Genomic DNA, 15,588 nt, shown 5'->3' with positions numbered 1-15,588 from the left:
CCCGACGCCGTCAGAGGGACGTCTGCTCGGCCGGGGCCGACCCGGACGGCAGGGCCTCGGGCCCGGAGGCGAGGGCGCCGCCGACCGCGCCGATGGTGTTGGTCAGCCGCACGCCCGAGCCGTCGCGGCGGCCGATCTCCTCCGGCAGCGGCACGGGCTTGCCCACCGCCGAGACCGCCTTGGCCGGCGCCGGACCGGCCCACGCCAGCAGCAACTCGTCCTCGCCCTTCAGGAACCGCTGCGCCCGGACCCCGCCTGTCGCCCGCCCCTTGGCCGGGAACTCGGCGTAGTCGGACAGCTTGCCGCCGCCCACCTGCGTGCCGGGCAGCGCGGTCGAGGAGCCCGCGATCGTGACCACGTGCGCGGGACGCTCGGGATCCACCACTCCGAACCAGATCACCCGCGCCCCGTCGTCGAGCCGGATGCCCGCCATGCCGCCCGCCGGGCGGCCCTGCGGGCGCACCTGCGAGGCCGGGTAGCGCAGGAGCTGGGCGCCGGAGGAGATGAACACCAGGTCGTGCGACTCCGACACCAGCTCGACCGCGCCCACCACGATGTCGCCGTCCTTCAGCGTGATCACTTCGAAGTCGTCGCGGTTGGCCGGATAGTCGGGCACCACCCGCTTGACCACACCCTGCGCCGTGCCCAGGGCCAGGCCGGGGCCGTCGGGGTCGAGGGAGCCCAGGCCGACGACCTTCTCGTCGGGCTGCAGCGAGACGTATTCGGACACCGGGTGCCCGCCCGACAGGGACGGCGGGTTGGCCGTGGTCGGCAGGGTCGGCAGGTCGACGACCTGGATCCGGATCAGCCGGCCCAGCGACGTCACCACGCCCACCTCACCGCGTACGGACGTCTTCACGACCGACACCAGCACGTCGTGCGCCGACCGTTCGCCCTCGCCGGACAGCGGCGTGGCGTCGGAGGTGCGGGCCAGCAGGCCGGTCGAGGACAGCAGCGCCAGGCACGGGTCGTCGGCCACCTGCAGGTCCACGACCGCGACCGGGGTGCGGGTGACGCCGGGCGCCTCCAGCAGGACGGTGCGGCGCGGCATGCCGTACTTCTTGGCCACGTCGGCCAGCTCGCCCGAGACCACCTGGCGCAGCTTGGCGTCGGAGGAGAGGATCTCGGTCAGCTTGGCGATCTCGTCGCTCAGCGTCTCCTTCTCCCGGTCCAGCTCCAGTTTGTCGAACCTGGTGAGCCGGCGCAGCGGCGTGTCCAGGATGTAGGAGGCCTGGATCTCGCTCAGGTCGAACACGTCCATCAGCCGCGTGCGGGCCTCGGCCGAGTCGTCGGAGGAGCGGATGACCTGGATGACCTCGTCGATGTTGAGCAGGGCGATGATGAGGCCGTCGACCAGGTGGAGGCGCTCCTCGCGCTTGCGCCGCCGGTACTCCGACCTGCGGCGCACCACCTCGAGCCGGTGGTCGACGTAGACCTGGAGCATCTCGCGCAGGCCGAGCGTGCGCGGCTCGCCGTCGACGAGGGCGACGTTGTTGATGCCGAACGTCTCCTCCATCGGCGTCAGCCGGTAGAGCTCCTCCAGGACGGCCTCGGGGATGAAGCCGTTCTTGATCTCGATGACCAGCCGGAGGCCCTTGTGGCGGTCGGTGAGGTCCTTGAGGTCGGCGATGCCCTGGAGCTTCTTGGCGTTCACCAGCTCCTTGATCTTGGTGACGACGCGCTCGGGGCCGACGTTGTAGGGGAGCTCGGTGACGACGATGCCCTTGCGGCGGGGCGTGATCTGCTCGACCGTGCATTTGGCCCGCATGCGGAACGTGCCGCGCCCCGTCTCGTACGCGTCGCGCACGCCCTGCAGCCCGATGATCGAGCCGCCCGTCGGCAGGTCGGGACCCGGGACGAACGTCATCAGCTCGTCCAGCGTCGCGTCCGGCTTCTTGATCAGGTGGCGGGCGGCGGCCACGACCTCGTTGAGGTTGTGCGGCGCCATGTTGGTGGCCATGCCGACCGCGATGCCGCTGGTGCCGTTGACCAGCAGGTTGGGGAACGCCGACGGCATGACGACCGGCTCGGTCTCCTGGCCGTCGTAGTTGGGCTTGAAGTCGACGGTGTCCTCGTCGAGGGAGTCGACCATGAGCATCGCCGCCGGGGCCAGCCTGGCCTCGGTGTATCGCATGGCGGCGGGCAGGTCGTCGGGCGAGCCGAAGTTGCCGTGGCCGTCGACGAGTGGCAGGCGCATGGAGAACGGCTGCGCCAGGCGCACCAGGGCGTCGTAGATGGCGCTGTCACCGTGGGGATGCAGCTTGCCCATGACGTCGCCGACGACGCGCGACGACTTGACGTGGCCGCGATCCGGGCGCAGGCCCATCTCGCTCATCGAGTAGAGGATGCGACGCTGCACGGGCTTGAGGCCGTCGCGCGCGTCGGGCAGGGCGCGCTGGTAGATCACCGAGTAGGCGTACTCGAGATAGCTGGTGCGCATCTCGGAGGTGACGTCGATGTCGACGATCCGCTCCTCGAAGTCCTCGGGCGGGGGTGCAGTCGTGCGTCGGGCCATGTCGAACATTGTGCCGAAGGTATTCGGGTGCCCGCGACTCGTTGGCGCTACAAGTCGCGCCCGGCGTGTACGGAAGGCTCTCCCGGACGGCCCTTGACCAAGCAATTGCTTGGGTCGTACGTTCGGGCCGAGGGTTCCCACCTGTATCCGGAGGCGTCATGATCGAGTTCCATCCCGTGACCATGCATATCGGCGCCGAGGTCACCGGGGTCGATCTGCGCAAACCGCTGTCGCAGGAAGAGGTCGCCACCCTGCGGGCCGGCTGGCTCAGGCACCTCGTGCTGTTCTTCCGCGACCAGCACATCGACGACGAACAGCACCTGCAATTCGCCCTGAACTTCGGCACGCTCAACCACCCGGCCTTCAAGAAGGACTCCACCAGCCCCATCCACATCCTCGACCAGACCTCACCGAAGGGCGAGGGCGGGGACGAGTGGCACAGCGACAACACCTTCGAGCCCACCCCGCCGATGGGCTCCCTGCTCCGCTGCGTCCAGCTGCCCAGCGTGGGCGGGGACACGTGCTGGGCGAACACGTACCTGGCGTACGAGACGCTCTCGCCGTCGCTGCAGCGGCTGTGCGACGAGCTGACCGCCGAGCACGACATCACGATGTCGATGAAGAAGGCGATCGCGAAGGGGCACCCGTTCGACCTGGCCGAGATCCAGGCCAAGTGGCCGCCGGTGGAGCGCCCGGTGGTGCGCGTGCACCCGGAGACCGGCCGCAAGGCCCTGTTCGTCAACCGCGCCTCCACGACCCGCCTGGTGGGGCTGACGGACCGGGAGAACGAGGCGCTGCTGCCGCTCCTGATCGACCACATCCGGTCGCCGGAGTACCAGCTCCGGCTGCGGTGGCGGCCCGGCACGCTGGCGTTCTGGGACAACCGCCCGACCCAGCACTACGCGGTGGCCGACTACACCGAGCGCCGCCGCATGCACCGCGTCACCGTCAACGCCTTCCCCGAGCACGCCGACAAGTAGCGGTCCGTAGCCCTTCTGAGGTCACAGTTCCACCGAATGCGGGGCGGGTATGGCGGTCGGCGGCGCATTCCGTCGGAGAAAGCTGGTAACAAGGGGGGCATGAGTGAAGCCCCCGATGTCGCGATGCTGCGTGAAGAGGCCGAGGAGCGGTTGCGGGCCCTGGCCGGGGAGCACGCCGTGCTGCGCGAGGACCAGTGGGCCGCGATCGAGGCGCTGGTGCTGGATCGGCGGCGGGTGCTCGTCGTGCAGCGCACCGGCTGGGGCAAGTCGGCCGTCTACTTCGTGGCCACGGGGCTCCTGCGCGAGCTCGGCGAGGGCCCCACGGTCATCGTCTCGCCGCTGCTGGCGCTCATGCGCAACCAGATCGCCGCCGCCGAGCGGGCCGGCATCAGGGCCGTCACGATCAACTCCGCCAACCCCGAGGCGTGGGAGGAGATCTACGGCGAGGTCGCCGAGGGCATGGTCGACGTGCTGCTGGTCAGCCCCGAGCGGCTCAACAACCCCGACTTCCGCGACAACGTCCTGCCCGAGCTGGCCGAGAGCGCCGGGCTCGTGGTGGTGGACGAGGCCCACTGCATCTCCGACTGGGGCCACGACTTCCGGCCCGACTACCGCAGGCTGGCCACGCTGTTCGAGGAGCTGCCGCCGGGCATCCCCGTCCTGGCCACCACCGCCACCGCCAACGCCCGCGTCACCCGTGACGTGGCCGAGCAGATGCGCCTGCCCGGCGACGACGGCGACGGCACGCTGGTGCTGCGCGGGGCGCTGGAGCGGGAGAGCCTGCATCTGAGCGTCGTGCGCCTGCCCACTGCCGAGCAGCGGCTGGCCTGGCTGGCGCAGACGCTGCGCGAGCTGCCCGGCTCCGGGATCATCTACACCCTCACCGTCGCCGCCGCCCACGAGATCGCCGGATACCTGCGCGACCAGGGGTTCGAGGTGGCCGCCTACTCCGGGCAGACCGACCCGGCCGAGCGGCTGGCCGCCGAGGAGGCGCTGCTGACCAACAAGCTCAAGGCGCTGGTGGCGACGAGCGCGCTGGGGATGGGGTTCGACAAGCCGGATCTGGGGTTCGTGGTGCACGTGGGGGCGCCGCAGTCGCCCGTCGCCTACTACCAGCAGGTCGGCCGGGCCGGGCGCGGGGTCGAGCGGGCCGAGGTGATCCTGCTGCCGGGCACCGAAGATCGGGATATCTGGTCATATTTCGCCTCGCTGGCGTTCCCGCCCGAGCCGGTTGTCCGGACCACGCTCCAGACGCTCGAAGAGCGCGGCCTCATGTCCACCCCGGCGCTGGAGACGGCGGTCGACCTGAGCCGGAGCCGGCTGGAGATGATGCTCAAGGTCCTCGACGTGGACGGCGCGGTCCGGCGGGTCAAGGGCGGCTGGGAGGCCACCGGCGAGCCGTGGGCCTACGACGTCGAGCGCTACACCCGCATCGCCGCCGAGCGCAGGGCCGAGCAGGAGGCCATGCTGGGCTATCTGACGACGTCCGAGTGCCGGGAGCAGTTCCTGCGCAGGCACCTCGACGACGAGACCGCCACGCCGTGCGGCCGCTGCGACAACTGCACCGGGCGGCACCGCTCGCCGGAGATCGGCGCGCAGGCCGTCGAGGGCGCCCGCCAGCGGCTGAGCAGGCCCGGCGTCGAGATCGAGGCCCGCAGGCAGTGGCCCACCGGGCTGGCCGACCTGTCCGGGCGGATCAAGCCGGAGCTGGGCGCCGAGCCCGGCCGCGCGCTCGGGCGGCTGACCGACATCGGCTGGGGCAACCGGCTGCGGGAGCTGTTCCACGGGGGCGACGGGCCGGTGTCCGACGACGTGTTCAAGGCCGTGGTGCAGGTGCTGGCGTCCTGGGAATGGCGCGAGCGGCCCGTGGCCGTGGTCAGCGTTCCGTCCGCGACGCGCCCCACGCTGGTGCGGAGCTTCGCCGAGCGGCTGGCGTCCGTGGGCCGGCTGTCCTATCTCGGCGAGCTGGGCTATCGGGCGGGGGCGCCCGGGCAGCAGTTCAACAGCGCGAAGCGGGTGCAGGCGGTCCGGGGGACGCTCGCCATGCCCAAGGAGCTGGGGGCCTCGATCGCGCAGTGCGGCGGGCCGGTGCTGCTGGTGGACGACCGCGTCGACACGGGGTGGACGATGACGCTGGCGGCGGCCCTGATCCGGCACGCGGGTGCTCCGGCGGTCCTCCCGCTCGCCCTGGCCGTCACCTCCTGAGCGCCTACCTGACGCCCATGGTGAGCAGGTCGTAGTTGTCGTAGACGGGGCTGACGTGGACGTTGGCGGCGTTCTGGCCGCGTAGCAGCAGCGGGCTGATCCAGACCAGCGGCACGAGCACGGCTTCATCGGCGAGCTTCTGCTCCACCTCGGTCCACAGGTCGGCCCGCTTGCCCGCGTCGAGCTCGGCCCTGGCCCGGTCCATGAGGTCGTCGATCGCCTTGACGCGGACGCTCACGTTGAACGAGTACGTGTCGGTGATCTGCCGGCTGTCCGCGATCGACGACAGGAACGAGTCGGGGTCGGGCCAGTCGGGCGCCCAGGACTTGGGGATCAGGCCGATGCCCTGCCGCTTGAGCTGCCCGGGATTGCCGCCGTACGACTTGTGGAACTCCAGGGTGGAGACCTGCCGCAGCTTGACGTCGATGCCGATCTCGCCGAGGTCGTGCTGGACGACCTCGGCCATCTGCTTCTCGCTGGGCAGGTCCCGAAAGACGTAGTCGGTGGTGAACCCGGACGGTTTCCCGCACGCGGCCAGCGACTGCTTGGCGGCCTGCTGGTCACCCTCGGCCTTCAGGTTCGGATCGGGCCAGCGGCCGCCGGCGACCGTGGGCGGCACGAGCGAGGTGGGCAGCTTGGACTGCGCGGTTCCGGGGCCGTACGCGCGGGCGAGGTTCTTGAGGTTGAGCGCGCGGACCACCGCCTTGCGGCAGTCGACGTGGTCGAACGGCGGCACCTGCGGGTTGATCGCCAGCATGCGCACCGACGCGGTCACCGGGGCGTCGGCCCGCTTCTTGAGCGCCGGGTCGGCGAGCACCGCCGCCGCGGCGTCCGGCGAGGTGATGGACGGGCCGAACTCCGCGGTGCCGGCCCGCAGCCGCTGCTCGGCGTCGGTGACCTGGTAGTCGATCTCGTACCGGTCGGGGAGCGGGTCGCGGTTGGGGTCCGTGGCGGCGGCCCACTGGTCGTTGCGGGTGAGGACGAGCTTCTTCTTGTCGGCGGACACGCTCTCGATCTTGTACGGGCCCGAGGCGAGGACGCCGTCCTGCGTGTCCTTGGCCTTCGGCACGGGGACGGTCTCGGGGAGCTGCACGACGTCGTCGAACGTCGCGTACGGCCGCTTGAGACGGAAGACGATCGTCCGCTCGTCGGGCGTCTGGATGGCCGAGTCGGTGTTCGCGCTCGATGACTTGGCGGGGCCCCGGTAGCCGGAGGGGAGGTCGAGCATGAGGTCGAAGTGGCTCGATCCCAGATTGCGCGAGGGATCCATGCTCCGCAGGATCGCGTACTTGACGTCCTCGGAGGTGATCGGCGTGCCGTCCTGATATTTCACGCCTTGTCGGAGTCTGTACGTCCAGGTTTTGCCCCCGTCGCCCGGCACGCCGAGCGATTCGGCCAGGTCCGGCACGACCTGCGTCCCGGCGGCCCCCGGCACCGGCCTGAACATCGTCAGCGAACGCCCGTAGAGCCGGACCAGGTTCAGGGAATCCATCGTGTACATGTTCCCCGGATCGACGGACTCCAGCTCGTACGGCGAGACGACGCGCAGGGTCCCGCCCTTCCTGGCCGAAGGGTCCGCCACGGAGGTCACGGCCGCCCCGAAGGCCGCCACGGGCGAGGAGGACGTGGGAGTGGGGTCCGGCCGGCGGTCCTCGGGATGGGTCCGCGCCACGAGCCACACCGAGACCCCGGTCACGAGAGCGGTGGCCGCCGCCCCGATCGAGACCAGCGCCCTCCGCTGCCCGCGCCGCCGCGAAGGCTCGGTCGCGGCCCCCGGCACGGGCGGCCGTACGGGGCCGCTGGCCGGATACGCCAGGGGTGTCCCCGGACGGAGGTTCCCCCCGTTCGCCTGTGGGCCGCTGATCGGCCGCTCTCCCGGAGGGGCGGTGCCGGCGCGGATGAGGTCCCGCATCAGCTGCTCGGCGGTGGGGCGTCGCCGGGGGTCCTTGGCCAGGCAGGCCCACAGCAGCGGCGCCAGCTCCGGTGGCACGCCGTTCAGGTCGGCGTCGAGGTTGAGGATGCGGTGCATGACCACGGGCAGCGGCCCGAAGCCGAAGGCCCCGCGCCCGGTGGCGGCGAAGATCATGGTGCCCGCCCAGGCAAAAACGTCGCTCGCCGGAGAGGCCTCTCCGAGGAACTGCTCGGGGGCCATGAACGCGGGCGTCCCCACGATGCCGGTGGTCAGGCTCTGGCTGATGTCGAGCGCCCGGGCGATGCCGAAGTCGATCACGCGGGGCCCGTCCGGCCCGAGCAGCACGTTGCTGGGCTTGAAGTCCCGGTGGACGACCCCGGACCCGTGGATGGCCACCAGGGCCGTGGCGGTGGTGATCGCCAGCCGCATGAGCGCCGGGCCCTGGACGGGGCCTTCCTTGGTGACCTGGTGCTGCAGGGAGGGCCCGTCGACGTACTCGCCGACGATGAAGGGCTGGTCGTTGACGGCCCCGACCTCGAGCACGCGTGCCGTGCAGAACTCGGCCACCCGCCGCGCCGCCTCGGCCTCGCGGCGGAAGCGGCGTACCGCCTGCTCGTCGTCGGCGAACCTGGCGTGCAGCAGCTTGATCGCGACCTGCTCGCCGGAAGGGGAGACACCGAGGTAGACGCTGCCCTGACCGCCCTCGCCGAGAAAGCCGGTGACCTTGTACGAGCCCACCGACGTGGGGTCGCCCGGCCGTAACGGACGCACGCCGCGCATCCGGCTCCCTTATTTCGCGCTCATCCCGATTTTCTCCACCATAGCGGTGCAGGACCGCTCATAACGGAGCCCTGTGGGACTAGAACGGCGGGCGGGCGCCCAGGTGCGCGATGGCCTTCGCGGCCAGACGGCAGCCGGCGGACAGCGACTCGGTCGGCGGCTTGCCCGCCAGCCAGACGGGCAGGAAACCGGCGCTGAACGCGTCTCCGGCACCCGTGCCGTCCACGATCTTGTCGACCGGCTCGGCGGCCACGTGGACCGGGTCGGGGCGGCCGTTGGCGTACCACAGCGCGCCTTCGGAGTTCATCTTGATGACGACCTGCGGGAACCACGCCGTCAGCACCTTGGCGGCGGCCTCGGCGTCGTCGCGGCCGGTCAGCACCTTGGCCTGCTCGATGTTGGCGAACAGCAGCTTGACCCCGTTGGTCCACTCCAGGAACGACTCGGCGCCCGTACGCTCCAGAGGCGCGGACGAGGCGCAGTCGACCGAGATCGACATCCCGCCGCGCCTGGCCATGTCGAGCGCTGCCAGGCCCGCGTCGCGCGAGCCCTCGTTGATCAGCGTGTAGCCGGACAGGTGGAGGTGCGCGCCGCTGGAGAACAGGTCGCGCGGCAGGTCCTCGGGCGACAGCGCGGCGTTGGCGCCGGGGTCGGAGAGCATGGTGCGCTCGCCCTTGTGCGTGACCAGCACCACGCAGGTGCCGGTGGGCCGCTCAGGGTCCATGACGAGCCGGGCGTCGACGCCGTAGCCCATCAACTCCATGTCACGGTTACGCCCCGTGATGTCGGCGCCCCTGCGGCCGATGAAGGCCACCTCGGCGCCTTCGACGGCTAGCCACGAGGCGATGTTCGCCCCCGAGCCGCCGCCGTGCATGGTCACGATCGCCGGGGTGTCACTCGCCCTGGCAAGCGCATAACGGGCGCGCGCGACCGCGTCGGTCATGAGATCGCCCACCACGACGACCCGCGTCATGATGTCACCACCTTGCTGCCTTCAGAACGAGCCTGGCCACGGCAAAACTAACAGCTTCCGGGCTGCCCGTGGGGCGGTCCCACGACACCGGGCTGCAGTCGATGCACAAGCGTTGCCCAACAGGGGCTCCGGTCTTGGCATATGAAATGCGGGTTTACGCTCGACACTGTGGAGGCACACTATCCGGCCCACTGGGAAGCCGACGTCGTTTTGGCCGACGGAGGCACGGCGCACGTCCGGCCGATCAAGCCCGCAGACGCCGACCGCCTCCGCTCCTTTTACTCGCGACTGTCGGACGAGTCGATCTATTTCCGGTTCTTCGGGCCGAGGCCCCGGCTGTCCGACCGGGAAGTCGAGCGGTTCACCAACGTCGACTACGTCAACCGGGTCGCGCTGATCGCCACCATCGGCGCCGAGATGGTCGCCGTCATCCGCTACGACCGCACCGGCCCCGGCGAGGCCGAGATCGCCTTCCTCGTCGAGGACGCGCACCAGGGCAGGGGAGTGGCCTCCGTGCTCCTGGAGCACCTGGCGGCCACCGCCCGCGAGAACGGCATCGAACGCTTCGTCGCCGACGTCCTGCCCGCCAACATGCGCATGATGGGGCTGCTGCGCCAGGCCGGTTACACGGCCCAGAGCCAGTTCGAGGACGGCGTCGTACGCATGACGCTCGACCTCACCCCCACCGAGACCTCGACGGAGGTGACGCTCTCCCGCGAGCACCGCGCCGAGTCCCGGTCCATCGGCAGGCTGCTCGCCCCCGGCTCGGTCGCCGTCATCGGCGCCTCGCGCGAGCCCGGCGGGGTCGGCCAGACCGTCCTGCGCAACCTGCTGGCCGCCGACTTCACCGGCCCCGTCTACCCGGTGCACCGGGAGGTGCGGGCCGTGGCGGGCGTGCGGGCCTATCCGAGCGTGGGGGCCATCGACGGCGACGTCGACCTGGCCGTGGTGGCCGTGCCCGCCTCCGGCGTGATCGACGTGGTCAAGGAGTGCGCGGAGAAGGGCGTGCACGGGCTGGTCGTGGTCTCCTCCGGGTTCGGGGAGACGGGCCCGGAGGGCAAGGCCAGGCAGGACGAGCTGGCTCGCCTCGCGCGTTCGTACGGGCTGCGCGTCGTGGGCCCCAACTGCCTCGGCATCGCCAACACCGACCCCGCCGTCCAGCTCAACGCGACCCTCGCCGCCACCCTGCCGTGCCGGGGCAAGGTGGGGTTCTTCAGCCAGTCTGGCGCGCTCGGCACGGCGCTGCTCCAGCGGGTGGCACAGCGCGGCATGGGCATCTCGACGTTCGTCTCCGCGGGCAACCGGGCCGACGTGTCCGGCAACGACCTGCTGCAGTACTGGGAGGAAGACGACTCGACCGAGGTGATCCTGCTCTACCTGGAGTCGCTGGGCAATCCGCGCAAGTTCACCCGGCTGGCCAGGCGCATCGCGCGCAGCAAGCCGGTCGTGGTGGTCAAGAGCGGCGGCACCCCTTCCGGGCACTCGGCGGAGGAGCTGCGGCTGCCCGACTCGGCGATCAGCTCACTGTTCGAGCAGGCGGGGCTGATCAGGGTCGACGACCTCATCCAGCTGTTCGACGTGGGCCAGCTGCTGGCCTACCAGCCGTTGCCCGCCGGGCCCCGGGTCGCGCTCGTGACCAACTCCGACGCGCTCGGCCTCCTGGCCGCCGACGCCTGCCTCGCCGCCGGCCTCGACCCCCGCTCGCCGGTCAACCTGGGCGCCGCCGCCGGGGCCTCGGAGTTCGGCGCGGCCCTCGCCGGCGAGCTGGCCTCGCCGGGCGTGGACGCCGCCGTCGTGATCTACATGCCGCCCATCCCCGGCGACACGGACGCGGTGGCGGCCGAGCTGCTGCGGGTCTCGAAGGACTCCGGCAAGCCGGTGCTGGCGACGTTCCAGGGGCATCTGGGCATGCACCCGGCCCTGCGCGTCGAGACGGGCCCGCCGGGGTGCGGGACGGCCCCCGCGCGCGGCTCGATCCCCTCGTACGCGGCGCCCGAGGAGGCCGTGCGCGCGCTGGCCCACGTGGTCCGCTACGCGAAGTGGTTCGCCCACCCGGCGGTGCCGCCGCCGGAGCTCGACGGCATCGACACGGTCCGCGCCAAGGCCCTCGTCCGGACGGCCCTCACCCCGACCGTTCCGGCACGGACCGGCGCGTCGGAAGAGGGGGCGTTCGCGCAGCCGGGCCCGCCGGTCGAGGTGGACGCCGCCGAGCTCCTGTCCTGCTACGGCCTCACCGTCTGGCCCGCCGAAGTGGTGCGCTCGCCGGACGAGGCGGTGCGGGCGGCCGAGCGGCTCGGGTGGCCGGTGGTGCTCAAGGTGGCCGACCCCGGCGCCTCGCGGCGCGCGGGCACCGTGCGTCTCGGCCTGACCGGGCCCGAGATGGTCCGCCACGCCTATGCCGAGTTCGCCGAGCAGCTGGGCGAACGCGTGGAGCTGGCGGTCCAGCGCATGGCGCCGCAGCCGGCCGTCCCGACCGTCGTGGGTGTCGTCGAGGATCCCGCGTTCGGCCCCTTCGTCTCGTTCGGGCTCGGCGAGGTGACCGCGCGTCTCCTCCTCGACCAGGGCTTCCGCCTGGCCCCCCTGACCCGCGAGGACGCCGCCGGGCTCGTGCGCTCCGTCCGCGCGGCCCCGCTGCTCTTCGGCGAGTACGGCTACCCGCCCGTGGCCGTGGCCGCCCTGGAAGACCTCCTGGTACGCGTCGGCCGCCTGGCCCACGACCTGCCGGAGGTGGCCAGGCTCGACCTGGACCAGGTGCTCGTCGGCGAGTCGGGGGTCATCGTCCTCGGCGCCCGCGCCACCCTCCGCACCCCGGCGGGCCCACGCCTCGACGGCGGCCCCCGGAGGCTGTCCTGATCAGCTCTCAGCGAAGGGCGGCCGACGGGAGCGAATGGGGTGAACCAAAGCGCCCTCTGATGCCTGGATAAAAGACGTTATAGAGCGTTATATCCAGTGGGTGAGCACACAGCCTCGCCCTGGCAGGATGGACCCATGAGGGAAACCCGAGTCTCAGCCGCGGGCCTGCGTGAAGCGATCGAGCGCAGCGGCTACTATCCCGACCTCGTCACTGATGCGGTCGAATCCGCGCTGGGCAAGGAGGCAGTGACCGCCTTCGTGGTCCATCACGAGGCCACTTTCGATCCCGCCATGGAGGTGCGCAGGCACGTCACGGTGCTGGTGCTCTCGGCGTCGCGGCTGCTGGTCTGCCACACCGACGAGCATCCCGCGGTGGAGGGCGTCTCGACGTCCCACGCCTCCACGACCACGGAGGCCGTGCGCCTGACCCGTGTCCAGTCGGTCGCCGTCACGCGCGTGGTGCCCGACCCCGCCTCCTACGTCCCCGGCGTGCCTCCCACGGAGGTGACGCTCACGATCGGCTGGGGCGCCATCTCCCACGTGGACCTGGAGCCGGCCACCTGCGGCGACGAAAACTGCGAGGCCGACCACGGCTACACGGGCGCGATCACGGCCGACGACCTGTCCCTCCGGGTCAGCGAGGCGGCCGACGGCCCGGAAGCGGTCACCCACGTCCTCGCCTTCGCCAAGGCCCTCTCCGAGGCCACCGCCCGCGCTTCCTGAGCGGGAGATCCGCCAAGGCATAGGATGAACGACATGCTGGTGCCGGGGTACGGCGGCGGGTCACTCGCGGACCTGCCCGACGCGTTGCTGGCGGCGCTGGGCGTGCGCGCACCCGAGCCGGACATGGCGAGTCCGCCCGGTGCGGCGGGCGCCTCGGATCCGGCGAGTCCGCCCGGCGCGGCAGGCGGAGGGCCGCTCGTCCTGGAGCCGGCCGATCGCGTGTGCCTGTTCCTGGTCGACGGCCTGGGCGCCGAGTTGCTGAGGGCGCACGCCGAGGCCGCCCCGTTCCTGTCCGGCCTGGCGGGCCGGACGCTCACCGCCGGATTCCCGGCCACGACCGTCACCAGCCTCTGCTCCCTGGGCACCGGCCTGACCCCGGGCGAGCACGGCATGCTCGGCCTGACGCTGGCCGTCCCCGGCACCGGCCACCTGTTCAACTGCCTGCGGTGGACCCTTCCCGACGGCCTCACCATGGATCCCGAGCTCTGGCAGCCCGCCCCGACCGTCTACCAGCGCGCCACCCGGGCCGGGCTCGACGCCGTCTACGTCGCCCCCGCCGAGTTCGAGGGCACCGGCCTGACGCAGGCCGTCTACCGGGGCGTCCGTTACGTGGCCGCCGACAGCGTGGACGACCGCGTGGCCCGCGTGCACGAGTCGATGCGCCAAGGGGCGGCGCATGTCACCGTCTATTACGGCGATCTGGACGCCGCCGGGCACATGACGGGCTGGGGCAGCGAGGAGTGGCTGCGGCAGCTCGCCGTCGTCGACGACATGGCCCAGCGGCTCGCGGAGGGCCTGCCCCCTGGATCCGCCCTCTACGTGACCGCCGACCACGGCATGGTCAACGCCACCGAGAAGATCGACGCCGAGAGCGTGCCCGAGCTGACGGAGGGCGTGGCGCTGCTCGGCGGCGAGGCCAGGGCCAGGCACGTCTACGCCGAGCCGGGAGCCGCGCGGGACGTGCTGGAGGCGTGGCGCGAGACCCTGCGCGGGAAGGCCTGGGTGGTCTCCAGGCGGGAGGCGGTGGAGTCGGGCTGGTTCGGCCCCCGGGTGCGGGACGCGTGGCTGGGGCGCATCGGCGACGTCGTGGCCGTGCCGTACGCGGACCTGGCGATCATCGCGCCTACCCATCACAGGATCGAGGCCCTGTTCACCGGCTACCACGGCTCGATGACGGCGGCCGAGCAGCACGTGCCGCTCCTGCATGCCCGCACGTGACCTGGCCGGAGATACTGTGACGAGTTCCGGCGACGAATTCTCTGGGGGTACGCCTTGACCAGCCCGCTGATCACACCGGCCGAGCTCGCCGCGCTCGATGACGTGACGGTGCTCGACGTCCGCTGGCGGCTCGGCGGGCCGCCCGGGGTGGAGTTCTACCGCGAGGGGCACATCCCCGGCGCCGTCTACTGCGACCTCGACCAGGACCTCGCGGCCCCGCCCGGCGCGGGCGGGCGGCATCCGCTGCCCGAGGCGGGCGCGTTCCAGAGCGCGATGCGGCGGCTCGGCGTGTCGGACGGGCGTCCCGTGGTGGTCTACGACGACGCCGGATCCACGGTGGCGGCCAGGGCCTGGTGGGCGCTGCGCTACTTCGGCCACCAGGACGTCCGCGTCCTCGACGGCGGGCTGCCCGCGTGGACCGAGGCCGGGCTGCCCACCACGAAGGACTCACCCGACCTCGCGGCGTCCGGCGACTTCACCGCGCGGCCCGGCGGGATGCCGGCGCTGACGGCCGACGAGGCGGGGGCGCTGGCCACCCAGGGCGTGCTGCTCGACGCCCGAGCCGCCGAACGCTACCGGGGCGAGGTGGAGCCGATCGATCCCGTGGCCGGGCACGTTCCCGGGGCCGTCAGCGCGCCCACGACGGAGAACGTCGGGCCCGACGGCCGCTTCCTCCCGCCCGCCGCCCTCCGGGACCGCTTCACCGGGCTCGGGGTCCGGGAGGGGGTGCAGGCGGGGGCCTACTGCGGCTCCGGCGTGACGGCCGCGCACGAGGTGCTGGCCCTGGAGGTGGCCGGCCTGCCCGCCGCCCTGTACGTCGGCTCCTGGTCCAACTGGGTGGCCGACCCCTCCCGGCCGGTCGCCACCGGCTGACCTCACCGCCGACGGCCGGCCTCCGGCCGCAGGGTCCGCCGCCCTGGCCCTGCGTCGGTGTGGGGGCCGGGCTGATCGGCTCTGCGGCCCCCGTACCACTGACCGCTAATACAACGGGTGGTCGCCGGCGCCGAAGCAGACGAAGCCGGTCTCGCCGGTCTTGGCGGCGGCGGAGGCCAGGGCCGCGTCCGGGGGCCGGCCCGCCACCAGCAGTTCGTGGAACATGCTCATGAGCGCCCAGGCCCCCTCGTCCCGCACCGGCACCAGCCCGGCCACCACGCACGCGGACCCCTTGGCCAGGAACGTCCCGGGCAGGCCCAGCGGCGCCCCCTCCACCGGCGTGCGCGACATCCCCGAGTTGCAGGCCGACAGCACCACCAGCCCCGGCGACCGCGGGAGGTCCAGCAGGTCGTAGGCCATCAGCGAGCCGTCCTCCAGCGTGATCCCGGACACCAGCGGGCTGCGCGCGTGGAAGACCCCGTGCGCGGCCAGGTGCAGGACGTCGGCCGCAGCCAGAGCCTCCAGCACCGGCCCGGTGCGCCCCGGCGCCTCGCGC

The 15,588-nt window shown here is 72.2% G+C and carries 10 protein-coding genes; 6 read left to right on the top strand and 4 right to left on the bottom strand.

Annotation, left to right across the window (positions count from 1 at the left end):
- Positions 1-10: 10 nt before the first annotated feature.
- A complete protein-coding gene (locus ACWDX9_RS48425; RefSeq protein WP_449967633.1) occupies positions 11-2,515 on the bottom strand; it encodes a DNA gyrase/topoisomerase IV subunit A in 2,505 nt (834 codons plus the stop codon).
- Positions 2,516-2,673: 158 nt separating this feature from the next.
- Between ACWDX9_RS48425 and ACWDX9_RS48420 the strand changes: the two genes are divergently transcribed.
- Both ACWDX9_RS48420 and ACWDX9_RS48415 read left to right on the top strand, forming a co-directional pair.
- Positions 2,674-3,495: a TauD/TfdA dioxygenase family protein gene (locus ACWDX9_RS48420; RefSeq protein ID WP_449967631.1), complete on the top strand. Its 822-nt coding sequence runs from the start codon at positions 2,674-2,676 to the stop codon at positions 3,493-3,495.
- A 99-nt stretch (positions 3,496-3,594) separates the two neighbouring features.
- Positions 3,595-5,700: a RecQ family ATP-dependent DNA helicase gene (locus tag ACWDX9_RS48415; RefSeq protein ID WP_449967628.1), complete on the top strand. Its 2,106-nt coding sequence runs from the start codon at positions 3,595-3,597 to the stop codon at positions 5,698-5,700.
- A 4-nt stretch (positions 5,701-5,704) separates the two neighbouring features.
- On the opposite strand, the gene ACWDX9_RS48410 is transcribed toward ACWDX9_RS48415, so the two are convergent.
- A complete protein-coding gene (locus tag ACWDX9_RS48410) occupies positions 5,705-8,392 on the bottom strand; it encodes an ABC transporter substrate-binding protein (RefSeq protein WP_449967626.1) in 2,688 nt (895 codons plus the stop codon).
- A 79-nt stretch (positions 8,393-8,471) separates the two neighbouring features.
- Positions 8,472-9,365 (bottom strand): carbohydrate kinase family protein, encoded by an 894-nt coding sequence (locus tag ACWDX9_RS48405; protein ID WP_449967623.1) that lies wholly within the window; start codon positions 9,363-9,365, stop codon positions 8,472-8,474.
- A gap of 141 nt (positions 9,366-9,506) precedes the next feature.
- Between ACWDX9_RS48405 and ACWDX9_RS48400 the strand changes: the two genes are divergently transcribed.
- The 4 genes from ACWDX9_RS48400 to ACWDX9_RS48385 all read left to right on the top strand — a co-directional run bounded on the left by ACWDX9_RS48400 (position 9,507) and on the right by ACWDX9_RS48385 (position 15,032).
- Positions 9,507-12,218 carry a bifunctional acetate--CoA ligase family protein/GNAT family N-acetyltransferase gene (locus ACWDX9_RS48400; RefSeq protein WP_449967619.1) on the top strand — a complete coding sequence of 904 codons (2,712 nt, stop codon included), beginning with the start codon at positions 9,507-9,509 and terminating at the stop codon, positions 12,216-12,218.
- Between the two features lie 135 nt (positions 12,219-12,353).
- Entirely contained in the window at positions 12,354-12,941 is a 588-nt protein-coding gene (locus tag ACWDX9_RS48395) for a DUF5998 family protein (protein WP_449967615.1), read from the top strand.
- A gap of 33 nt (positions 12,942-12,974) precedes the next feature.
- Complete coding sequence (locus ACWDX9_RS48390; RefSeq protein ID WP_449967612.1) at positions 12,975-14,159, top strand: alkaline phosphatase family protein; 1,185 nt, start codon at positions 12,975-12,977, stop codon at positions 14,157-14,159.
- A gap of 54 nt (positions 14,160-14,213) precedes the next feature.
- Positions 14,214-15,032, top strand: coding sequence for a sulfurtransferase (locus tag ACWDX9_RS48385; RefSeq protein WP_449967609.1), 819 nt, complete (start codon positions 14,214-14,216; stop codon positions 15,030-15,032).
- Between the two features lie 105 nt (positions 15,033-15,137).
- On the opposite strand, the gene ACWDX9_RS48380 is transcribed toward ACWDX9_RS48385, so the two are convergent.
- The coding region (locus ACWDX9_RS48380) for a CHAT domain-containing protein (protein WP_449967607.1) at positions 15,138-15,588 on the bottom strand (451 nt) is incomplete at its 5' end.

The organism is Nonomuraea sp. NPDC003201 (genome assembly GCF_053590415.1).
This window is presented reverse-complemented; position numbering and strand designations above follow the sequence as displayed.

Bases quoted from the DNA above. Each gene is read 5' to 3' on its own strand.
- ACWDX9_RS48410 (WP_449967626.1), bottom strand. From the start codon at position 8,392: ATGCGCGGCGTGCGTCCGTTACGGCCGGGCGACCCCACGTCGGTGGGC.
- ACWDX9_RS48420 (WP_449967631.1), top strand. From the start codon at position 2,674: ATGATCGAGTTCCATCCCGTGACCATGCATATCGGCGCCGAGGTCACC.
- ACWDX9_RS48425 (WP_449967633.1), bottom strand. From the start codon at position 2,515: ATGGCCCGACGCACGACTGCACCCCCGCCCGAGGACTTCGAGGAGCGG.
- ACWDX9_RS48415 (WP_449967628.1), top strand. From the start codon at position 3,595: ATGAGTGAAGCCCCCGATGTCGCGATGCTGCGTGAAGAGGCCGAGGAG.
- ACWDX9_RS48390 (WP_449967612.1), top strand. From the start codon at position 12,975: ATGCTGGTGCCGGGGTACGGCGGCGGGTCACTCGCGGACCTGCCCGAC.
- ACWDX9_RS48405 (WP_449967623.1), bottom strand. From the start codon at position 9,365: ATGACGCGGGTCGTCGTGGTGGGCGATCTCATGACCGACGCGGTCGCG.
- ACWDX9_RS48400 (WP_449967619.1), top strand. From the start codon at position 9,507: ATGAAATGCGGGTTTACGCTCGACACTGTGGAGGCACACTATCCGGCC.
- ACWDX9_RS48395 (WP_449967615.1), top strand. From the start codon at position 12,354: ATGAGGGAAACCCGAGTCTCAGCCGCGGGCCTGCGTGAAGCGATCGAG.